Annotated in this window: 6 protein-coding genes; 5 read left to right on the forward strand and 1 reads right to left on the reverse strand. The window is 61.4% G+C overall.

Going from position 1 to position 10,985, the window contains the following annotated elements; genetic code table 11:
- Window positions 1-193 precede the first annotated feature (193 nt).
- From DKT70_RS16905 to DKT70_RS16925, 5 genes are read left to right on the forward strand one after another with little or no spacing between them, the layout of a single operon-like run.
- On the forward strand, window positions 194-1,105 hold the full coding sequence (locus DKT70_RS16905) for a WYL domain-containing protein (RefSeq protein ID WP_111560241.1): 912 nt from the start codon (window positions 194-196) through the stop codon (window positions 1,103-1,105).
- A 14-nt stretch (window positions 1,106-1,119) separates the two neighbouring features.
- The gene (locus tag DKT70_RS16910; RefSeq protein WP_111560242.1) at window positions 1,120-2,994 is read left to right on the forward strand and encodes a UvrD-helicase domain-containing protein; all 1,875 of its coding nucleotides are present in this window, start codon (window positions 1,120-1,122) and stop codon (window positions 2,992-2,994) included.
- Window positions 2,995-2,999: 5 nt separating this feature from the next.
- On the forward strand, window positions 3,000-6,194 hold the full coding sequence (locus tag DKT70_RS16915; RefSeq protein WP_111560243.1) for a helicase-related protein: 3,195 nt from the start codon (window positions 3,000-3,002) through the stop codon (window positions 6,192-6,194).
- Complete coding sequence (drmB, locus tag DKT70_RS16920) at window positions 6,184-8,043, forward strand: DUF1998 domain-containing protein (protein WP_111560244.1); 1,860 nt, start codon at window positions 6,184-6,186, stop codon at window positions 8,041-8,043. Before DKT70_RS16915 ends, drmB begins: the two co-directional genes overlap by 11 nt.
- Entirely contained in the window at window positions 8,043-9,728 is a 1,686-nt protein-coding gene (locus tag DKT70_RS16925; RefSeq protein WP_111560245.1) for a nuclease-related domain-containing DEAD/DEAH box helicase, read from the forward strand. The genes drmB and DKT70_RS16925 overlap by 1 nt, the downstream gene beginning before the upstream one ends.
- A gap of 26 nt (window positions 9,729-9,754) precedes the next feature.
- On the opposite strand, the gene DKT70_RS16930 is transcribed toward DKT70_RS16925, so the two are convergent.
- Window positions 9,755-10,985 (reverse strand): DNA cytosine methyltransferase (locus tag DKT70_RS16930; RefSeq protein WP_111560246.1); only part of this gene is annotated, 1,231 nt, incomplete at its 5' end.

Genomic DNA, 10,985 nt, shown 5'->3' on the forward strand with positions numbered 1-10,985 from the left:
ATGGACATCAGAGCCAGACAGATTCATCCTCGACCCGATCCACCAGATGCCGGGACTGAACACCTAGATCGAGATTGATGCTGCAAGGAGAAGCATTTCCATTGCCACATCATCATCCCTTGGCTAGCCTCACGACAACCCAGAAAATGGGCGCGCATAGTTACCATGCGCATCAGGGGGCTGGGAGGCCACGGTGGACAACGAGAGGTCCGAACTTCGCTGGGGAGTCGAGCAGCGTCTCGAGTTCATAGAGTTCCGCCTGTTCTGGGAGGGACATGTGAACCGCAGCGACCTGATGAACCAGTTCGGGGTCTCGGTGAACCAGGCGTCCACCGACCTGAACCGCTACATCGGCTTCGCACCCGACAACATGGTCTACGACAAGAGCGCGCGGACCTACGTCCGTGGCCCCGAGTTCCAGCCCCGGTTCCTCGAACCCGACGCAAGCCGCTACCTCGCCCAGCTTCGGTCGGTGGCGGACGGGATCCTCGACCGCGAGGACTCCTGGATCGCCGATCTCCCACCCTACGCCTCGGCCCCGACGCCGGTGCGCGGCGTCAACCCGGTGACGCTCCGCTCCGTGGTCGGCGCCATACGCCGGTCCGATGCGATCGAGGTGAAGTACCAGTCCCTGTCCAGTCCGGAGCCGCGCTGGCGTTGGATCGCTCCGCACGCCATCGGGTTCGACGGGTTCCGCTGGCACACACGGGCGTTCTGCCTGACCGACGAAGCGTTCAAGGACTTCCTGCTTTCGCGAATACTGGAGATTCGCGGGTCGCGGGAAAGCGAAGTGCCTTCAGGGCACGACGGCGACTGGAATACCGAGGTTACCTTGGAGATCGGGCCCCACCCCGCCCTGTCGGAAACTCAGGCAAAGGTCGTCGCGCTTGACTACGGGATGCGCGGCGGCAAGGCGAAGATCAAGGTCCGACGTGCGCTGTTGTACTATGCGCTCAGGCGTCTCGGCCTCGATACTGATCCCAACGCAAGGAAGCCGCAGGATCAGCAGATCGTGCTCTTGAACCGTGAGACACTTGGGGATTCAGCGCGATCAGCGTCAAACGCAGATCTGAATACGACAGCAACACAAGACATTGTTCGGTAGGGAATTCTGTAGCCATGAATATTGCCGGGAAAGCTCCGCAGGATACAGGCTGGGATGCAGATCAGCGCGCGGTAATCGAGGCGGAAACGGATGCCCGGCTAGTCGTTGAGGCGGGGCCCGGAACCGGAAAGACAGCCGTCGCCTGCGCGCGCCTCGCGCACCTGATCAACGAAGAGGATATCGAGGCCAGCAATACCTGGATGATCAGCTTCACGCGGACAGCGGTGGCGGAAATCCGTGCACGGCTGCATTCCTACGTTGGCGATGCATCCTTTGCCATCCGGATAGCGACCATCGATTCCCATGCGTGGTCCATCCACTCCGGGCACGACCCGAATGCGAGGCTGACCGGTTCCTACGAAGAGAACATTGCCCGCGTCATCGAGCTGTTGAAGTCTGATGAGGACGTGGCAGACGAACTGGCGCAGATCGAGCACGTCGTCATTGACGAGGCACAGGACCTCGTTGGGCAGCGAGCGGATTTGATCGAGGCTCTGGTGAATCGGCTGCCTTCGGACTGCGGAGTCACGGTGTTCGCCGACGAGGCCCAGGCGATCTATGGCTTCTCCGACGACAGCATCGGACGTCGCAAGGGGGGAGCCTCAAAGCCTGGCATGCCGCTCCTCGACCGCTTGCGAGGCGTGAAGGCACTCGGCTTCACCACTTTTGTCCTCAAGGAGATTTATCGCACGTCCTCCCCCGGGCTTCGCAAGATCTTCTCCGAGTTACGGAGTGATGTGCTCGACAAGCAGAAACATCGCGACGGGTTGCACGGCCAGACAGCGGAGAGAATCCGGGCGCTGGCGGACCAGCAAGGGCTGAAGTGGACGCAAATGAAAGTTGCGGACTTCACGAGCGATGACCTCTTGCTCTTCCGAACTCGCGCCGAAGTCCTGATGGCATCGCAATTCTGTGACCTTCCACATCGGCTGCGCCTGTCAGGATATGGGGTAACGCTGCCGGCATGGCTGGCGATCTGTTTCGCGGATTTTGTTGATCCGTTTATTGCCGAGCGACGCTTTCTGGATCTCTGGGCGGCGCGCATCGAGAACAAGGCTGCGCCGCATTATGGTCCAGCTGAAGCCTGGCAACACCTCATGCGCGTTGCCGGCCGCAAGGACGGCTCTGTCGATATGCAGAGGCTGAGAAGGCGCCTGGGCCAGACCCGCCCCCCTGTCGAGTTGACGCTCCCCGAATACGGTCTCCACGGACCGATCGTCGGAACGATACATGCCAGCAAGGGTCGCGAGGCCAGCAACGTCGTTCTGCTGCTGCCGAACGGCGCGGAGTTCGAGAGCATCGAGGACGAAATAGAAGAAACGCGTGTGCTCTTTGTCGGAGCCACGCGTGCGCGCGCATCCCTGATTGTCGGGGAGAGCAACGCGTTCAGAGCATCAACATTGGCATCAGGACGGGTTCATCGTTCGGCCAGAAACGGCAAATCGACGATGGTTGAGATCGGCCGTGATGGCGACATCACTGCGCGCGGTCTCGTCGGTCGCAGTGAATTCAGTGCAGCCGACGCCTCGGCGGGACAGGCATTTCTCACCAAGGTCGCCGATGTCGTCACGACCTACAAGCTGGAAGCGGATGCCGATCTCGATTGGCGCTACAGGATCCGAGCTGGCAACGAGGGCCCTCGCGTCGGTGCCCTGTCGCGCAACCTCACGTACGACCTGTGGGAGATACTGTCGAACAGGAACCAGAAGAACAGCCACAGGCCGCCGGGCTACGTAAATCACGTCAGAGGTCAGGGCTGTGCAACAATTGTCTTGAGTCCGGACGACAATGACCTCGAGACATTGAATGAACCATGGGCTTCCTCCGGTTTCATCCTGACGCCGAGAATTGCTGCGTTCCCCCCCTTCTTCTTTTCAGGCCGGAGGTAGCCGCAATGCAGGACAAGTCACTCGATAGGGATACCGTCGCCTGTCGGCTTGCCGAGGATCTTATCGGGCCGCGTGCAGAGGACGAGGAACTGACGGCACGCCCGTCGGATGTCTACCTCACCGGCATCCTATGGCCCCAGCGTACGGCGATGTCGGGCGAGGATGATGAACGCCTCGGGACCGCGGGCGCTGGCTCGGGCGAGGAGAGCGACGGCGAGAACGACGCAGTCAGGACCGGCTCGATCCAGAAGCCCTCCGTGGCAGGCATATCATTCAGCGTTTTTGCGTCCAGTGGTATCCCGCAAGTTCGGGTTACCTGCAGCTTCGCCACGTATCGGGTCGAAAAGCGCGACGACGTCGACATCTGGGTCCGCCAACCGCACAGGGTTGAGATTCCAGTTCTTGATTTGCCGCCCAGCCCTACGCGTGAGCTTGCGCTTGCGGAACACGGTGACGGGCTGCCCAACGTCTCGCTCAGTGTCAGATGCATAAATGCAGGTGGGTCCGTTCTCGTCACTCTCTCACTCGTGAATTCGATAGTCCCAGAACAGGGTCGAAACGAGATCGAGGCTGCGTCGCTGTTCCAGACGGCTCTTCGCGTCGAGCCCTGTGATGGCACTCTGCTGGTGCCGAAGCCCCCCCGGCGCGCGGCGTCGCGGCATCAAGGGGGGGCCGACGTGCCCGCCGCCGTGAGTGACGAGGAAAGCGGAGCTCTGCTGTACAGGAACGTGGCCGAGTTTGCCGTCGGACATGTCTGCTCCGCCGAGTGGGAATCCTTGGACCACGCAGCCGGAACCCGCCCCACTGCACGATGGGTCGGGACGACCTGGCTCCCTTCAGCGATCGTCGAGGGCGTCGATCCGAATGGCCACACATTCTTTTCCGAGCTTGGCAAGGACAGCGGGGGTTTCGATCCGCTTTCGGCTGAGGCACTGGCCTGCGCCGATGCTGCGAACCTCGAGCAGGGGTTGCAACTTTTCTGCGATGCCTACGACCGTTGGATAAAATTGCAGCGGAAGCGCCTCGACGACACGTCGGACGTGGGATCAGAACTGAGAGCGGTGGCTGAGGCGCATCTAGCCCAATGTGATCTGGCGCTTGGGCGTATGCGGGCATCGGTCGACCAGCTTGGCACCGATCCGCGCCTGCGCCGCGCTTTCCAGCTGGCAAACCTTGCCATGCATCTGCAGCATTCATGGGACAACTCAAAGAGCCGCCACGGCCCCCTGCGCTGGCGCCCGTTCCAGCTGGGGTTCCTGCTCCTCAGTGCACCATCCTCGGTCATCCGTGATCACATGCACCGGGGCGTCATGGACCTCCTCTGGTTTCCCACCGGCGGTGGCAAGACCGAGGCATACCTCGCGCTGATCGCGTGCATCGCCGTGTATCGTCGGCTCTCGGATGATCCGAGTGACCACAGCGGTGTCTGTGCCCTCATGCGCTACACGCTGCGACTTCTCACGACCCAGCAGTTCGCACGCTCTGCCGCGATGATCGTGGCCTTGGAGGCGATACGCTCTGGTCGCGAGTCGGCACCCGACGGCTTGCCGCTTCAAGGTGACGAACCTTTCTCTATCGGCCTGTGGGTCGGAGGAGACGCTACTCCCAACAAGCGTGCCGACGCATTCGCTTCCCTCCGAGGGTCTTCGGAGGTGGCTTCGCCAAAACAGCTCGCCCGCTGTCCAGCATGTGGCGAGAAACTGACCTGGTCGATGGCGAGCGCCACTTCACCCGTTGATGCCGAATGCACGAACAGCACGTGCAAGATGCACGGGAGACTACCTGTCTTCACTGTGGACGAGGATGTCTACGACAACCGGCCGACGTTGCTCATTGGAACTGCCGACAAGTTCGCTCAGATCGTCCGCGAGAAGAGAACCAACGGCCTGCTTGGAGTTTCGGATGGCTCTCCACCTGACCTCGTCATCCAGGACGAGCTGCACCTAATCTCCGGGCCTCTGGGGACGATCGCGGGCGCATATGAGGCGGCATTCGACCTGATGTTCGCCGTGCGCGGACACCGGGCAAAGGTCATTGGCTCGACCGCTACGATCCGCAGAGCGTCGGAGCAGGTGTTGGCCCTTTTCGATCGCGAAGCATTCCAGTTCCCACCGCCAGCGATAGATCACGACGATTCCGGTTTCGCGGTTCGTGATCGGCGGCCGAAGGCCGTGGGGAGACGCTATCTCGGTGTCACAACGGCCGGTCGATCGGCTAAGTTCACGTTGCAGGCAGTTGCGGGCTCCCTGCTGCAAACGGCGTTCGGGGCATTCAGCGATGATGTTCGCCGGGATGCCTACTGGACGCTTGTCGGGTACTTCAACTCGCTTCGCGAGCTTGGAGGTGCGCTCGTCCTCATGCAGGACGACGTCACCGACAGCATCGCGCTTTATGCTGATGCTCGCGCCGAGGAGAGAAGACCCCTCAGCGACGTCGAGGAACTGACATCCCGGCGAACGCAGGAAGAAATCCGCGGAATGCTCGACCTGCTCGACATCAAGGTAGGTTTCCCTGGCGCTGTTGATGCCGTTCTTGCGACCAACATGGTCAGCGTCGGCGTGGACATTTCGCGGCTGGGACTGATGCTGGTCAACGGACAACCCAAGACCATCGCCGAGTACATCCAGTCGACCAGCCGCGTCGGGCGGGGAGACGTCAGCGGCCTTGTCGTCTCGGTTCTCAACAACGCGAAGGCGCGCGACCGTTCTCATTTCGAGACGTTCTGCAGCTGGCATCGCACGCTCTACAGGGATGTTGAGGCGACCAGCGTTACTCCCTTCGCGTCACGGGCTCGCGACAGGGCGCTGCATGCGGCACTGGTTGCCGCAGTGCGCCACCTTGTTCCCGACATGCTCGACTCTCCCAGCATGGACGACGACGCGGAAGATCTGGCGATGGACCTCATCGACCTGCTCGTCGAGCGGGCGAAGCGGGTCGATCCGGAAGAGACTGCAGTCCGAAGAGAGCTTGAGCGCCGTCTCGACACGTGGCGGGCAAGGTCCCCCACAGTTTACTGGAGTGACCACAAGGGAGGGAAATCCCTTCTCCAGAGTGCCGAGCGCGCTGCCGCTCGCCGGGCCGCCGGCCGCGACGCCGGTGCCGCCTGGCCCACCCTCAACTCCATGCGGACCGTCGAGGCTGGAACTCCCTTCAGGATGGCCCCTGTCCTCAGGGCAAAGGATGATACGCATGAAGAATGACCTTCAGGATTTGCGTCGCAGCGCAGTCGTTTCGACATTTGGCCCCGGCTCGGTGGTGGATTTCAGGGCGGGTGGAGGAGCTGTTTCGGGTATCGCAGCGGGCCTAGAGGAATGGGATCGCTCATTCCCTCCGGCTGGTCTTGCCCACCCGCAGGTCATACGTGAGACACGCTTGCAGAAGAAGCTGGGCGTGAAAGGATTCAGGACACCCCCTGTGACGCTGGAGCGGGGAAAGGATGACGATCCGGATACCCGGCGTCTCGTCGCCGTGCGCTTCCCGAAATGGCTGCAGTGTCCCGGCTGCGATGTCATCAGGCCGGAACGGCGATGGAAGAACGATCCGGGCAAAGCCTATCGCTACTGCGCTACGTGCACGGAAAAATCCCATGGTGACAGCAAGGTCTTCGTCATCCCCGTCCGCTTCGTAATGGCCTGCAAGCATGGCCACGTCGACGAGTTCCCCTGGGACTGGTGGGTGGGGCACAAGCCGGATTGCACGGTTTCGAGGCGTGACAATGCGGAGCGTCATCCCGGCCTGATCCTGCGGTCCGAGAAACCCGGCCTTGCCGGCCTCATCCTCAGTTGCCCCAAGTGCGGCGCGCGTCGGTCGATGGACGGCGTTTTCTCGAAGAAGACCTGGGAACGTGGGCCGAAATGCCGGGGGCACAGACCTTGGCTGGCCGATGGCGATGAAACTTGCGGCAAGGAGCAGTACGCGGTGCAGCGAGGTGCGTCCAACCTGTACTTTGCCGTGACGGAGTCAGCCCTCAGCATCCCGCCCTGGTCCGACCGTCTTCAGGAAGTTCTGGGCGACTGGTGGAGTTCGCTGACGAATCTCGATGACCTATCCAAGCTTGAGGAATACATCGGATTCTTAGCTAAAGGTGACCTGGAGAGCATCCTGAAGGAGCTCGAGATGTCACCTGCCGAACTGGCAGAGGCGATCCGTGCGCGCCTCACGTCATACGGACAGATGCGGACCGACGACCTGCGTCCGGCAGAATACCGACAATTTGTCACGGAGCCTGGTCGGAGTCGGACCCCCGACATCGACTTCGAAACCCGAAGAGAAACTGTATCTCCTGATATAGCTCCGTGGATCTTCAGAGTTGTACGGGCTGTCCGCCTTCGCGAGGTACGTGCCATCAAGGGATTCACCCGGATCAATCCGCCTGGGGATCCCGACTCGCCCGAAGTGGCACGGCTCTCCAAGGCTCCGCTTGAGTGGCTGCCGGCGGTTGAAGTTCGAGGCGAAGGCATCTTCCTCGCACTGAACGAGGAACGGCTGGCGACGTGGGAAGCCCGACCTGATGTCATCGCGCGCGTATCCGAGTGCGAGACGCGACACCAGGCGGACTGGAAGGAGCGCTATGGCGACGATGCAAAGCCGCCGCAGGCAATTACCCCGCGCTACATGCTCTGTCACACCCTCGCGCACGCGCTCATGCGTCAACTGACGCTTGAGTGCGGATACTCCTCCGCGTCCCTTCAGGAGAGGATCTATGCCGGGACGGGCGATGAGCAGATGGCTGGACTTCTGATCTATACCGCAACACCGGACTCCGATGGAACGCTCGGCGGGCTCGAACGGCAGGGAAAGGCGGGGCGCATCGAGGGCATCCTGCAACGTGCTATCGACGCGATCGAGTGGTGCTCATCCGATCCGCTCTGCATCACGGATATGATGGGAGCGATCAACAGCTACTCCCATTCGGTCTGCCACGCATGCTGCCTTGCTCCCGAGACATCATGTGAGGCCTTCAACAGCTTCCTTGACCGCGCGCTGCTGACCGGGGACGGGACGGGTTCGGGGCTCGGATACTTCGAAGACATGCTTCGGAGAAGCTGATGGCGGTGCTCTGGCCAAGGAAACTCCCCCGCTCGGTCCTCGATGATCCCAGACGCCGGGCTGAGGTTCGCGTTTACGATCGCCTCGCTGACGTCCTCGACGACAGTTTTCATGTCTTCTACTCGAGCCCTTGGCTGGGCACTGACAGTCTGGGTAACGAGAGGGACGGTGAATGCGATTTCCTGATCGCGCACCCCATCGATGGCATCCTCGCCATCGAGGTAAAGGGCGGGAAGGAAATCTCGTTCGATCCGAGGGACGGTCAGTGGCGCAGCACGGATCACGGCGGTTTCGTCCACAAGATCAAGGATCCGGTGGCACAGGCGCGAAGCGCAAAGCATGAGATCCTGAAGCGGCTCAACGAGTCAGCAAGATGGCCCAAGCGCTTCATTCATTCTGCCCATGGAGTGATCTTCCCCGGTACAGGCTCGCCTCCCGGCAACCTCGGAGCTGATCGCCCGGCCTCGATCTTCTGTTGTTCGCGCCAGTTGCAGCATGGACTTCGCGGATGGTTGGACGACCGACTGAAGGCAGGGAAACGGCCAGACAATTGCGAGGCTCTGGGCCACGACGGCATCGCCGCGCTGGAAAGGCTGCTGGCGCATCCTTTCACGCTCAGCTTCCGCATCGGCGCTGCTCTTGCAGAAGCCGACACGGAGTTCCGCGTTCTTGAACCGTCCCAGTACCATATCCTCGACGTCATCGCCGATATCCCCCGGGCGCTTATCCGGGGAGGCGCAGGGACTGGCAAAACGGTGGTGGCAATCGAGGAAGCGATCAGGTCTGCCGCGGCTGGACGGAAGACCCTTCTGACCTGTCACAGTCGGCCGCTCGCAACGAACCTCGAGCGGAAGCTGAAGGGCGTCGAGAACCTTACGGTGGCCGGATTTCACGCCCTGTGCGGGCGCATCTCGCATCAGGCTGGTGTTCCGCCACCTTCCAATATCAGTGAGCGGGAACTTTATGAAACAGCGCTTCCCCACGCGCTCTACCGAGCGGTGGAGGTTCAGCCCGCACTCAGGTGGGACACGATCGTTGTCGATGAAGGTCAGGACTTCAGCGCCGACTGGTGGATCGCAATCGATGCCTGCCTGACCCATGGTGGACACCTACGTGTGTTCATGGACAGCAACCAGAGGGTCTACGAGAGCGCGGGGGTTAGCGTTCACGACCTGAGTGTCATTCCGGTTCGGCTTTCCCGAAACCTCCGAAACACAAAGAACATCCACAATGCCGCTTCAGTGCATTATTCAGGTCCCGAGATAATCGCAGATGGACCCGATGGTCTTGATGTCTCTTGGATCGCTGCCGAAAATGCTGATCAAAAAATCGAAGCGGCATACAGGGAGCTTAGACGGCTCGTGTTCAAGGAGGAAGTTGCCCCTGGCGACATAGCCGTGCTTGTCAACGGACCAGCCGCCCGAACAAGTTTCGTCGAAAGAAGCAGCGGGACCAGCATCCCACTCACAGATGCAGAAACGATGGCGCTCGAGGATGTGGTGGTGGATACCGTGCGGCGGTTCAAGGGTCTGGAGCGCCCGGCAATAATCCTGATTGCGACCGGTGATGACATGGACCACCGTGAACTGGCCTATGTCGCGTTCTCTCGTGCGCGGGCCTACCTTTGCATCGTGTCATCCCGAGGCGAGGCCAAGTGGCTGTCGGAAGGGTTGCCGGATACCTGAGATCGCAGGGTGAATGATCACCAGGATCAGTTCACTGCTTTCAGGACCAGCATGGCAATCTGCTTCGCAAGGAACGGCGGTACGGCATTGCCAACCTGGACATACTGCTGCGTGCGGTTGCCGAGGAACAGGTAATCGTCGGGAAAGGTCTGCAGACGAGCAGCTTCGCGAACCGTCAGGCTCCGGCACTGGATGGGATCGGGGTGAATGAAGTAGTGGCCATCCTTCGAGATGTGGCTCGTGACCGTGGTCGATGCCTCGTCCGCCAGCTGAACCCGGAAGCGGTCATTGAACACACCGCTGTGCCAGTTGCGGTGATCGGGGCTGAGCACCAGAGGAAAATCGGCGGCCTTCGGGCTGTAGCCACGGACGGTCCCGAACACGGCAGCAAACAGGTAGCGACCCAGATCCGATGCCATGTGCCCGCGCGTCTCGTGCTGGGCGATCGCGCGGAGTTGCGGTCGCTCGATCCACTGCAGCAACTCATCGTTCGAAGTGCCATAGCCGTCAGGCAACCGTGACGCAGCCCGAACGGTAGGCGGATTTTCCTTCACCCGCTCCGAAACGGTCAGGAACGCTTCACGGAGCGCCCGGTTGTCCTTCCCCTTGGAGATGCCGGCCAGCAGCTTCGCGGCGTCGAGGACTTCTCCTCGCCAGGCAGCCGCGTCGTCGCGCCCGCGGCTGATGCCGCTTCGCAAGACGGGCATCGTTTCGATGACATCGCGGACGGTCCGCGCCATCCCGGATACAGCGATCTCCGCATCGGCGGCCCGTCCTGCGAGGTCCGAACGGATACCGACGATGATCACTCTGTGGCGACGCTGCGGGACTCCGAAGGCCTCGGAGTGCACGATGAAATCCGAAGGCTGTGCCGCCTCCTGCAGGCTGGCCTTGCCATCCTCGACCCGGACGGCACGAAGTTCGTAGTGATGGGCATGACCCGTGCCGAGCGACGACAGATCCTCCATCAGCATCTCGAAGACAAGTCGGCTCTCGACGGTCGACGAAAGCATGCCTTTCACGTTTTCCATAACGAAGGCAGCCGGGCGAAGCTTGTCGAGGACCCGGATGTACTCGCGAAAGAGATAGTGCCGCGCATCCTCCTCCGGGACGTAACCGACCTTGCCTCTGGAGCGAACGCGTCCCACCAGGGAATAGGCCTGACAGGGCGGGCCGCCGATCACGATCGTGTCGTCGTACTTTGGACTTGCCCGGAAAATGTGGAGAGCACCAACTGAGGAACCAGGAGGTGTTCTA

Source organism: Paracoccus sediminilitoris, assembly GCF_003259195.1.
Taxonomy (GTDB): Bacteria; Pseudomonadota; Alphaproteobacteria; order Rhodobacterales; family Rhodobacteraceae; genus Paracoccus; species Paracoccus sediminilitoris.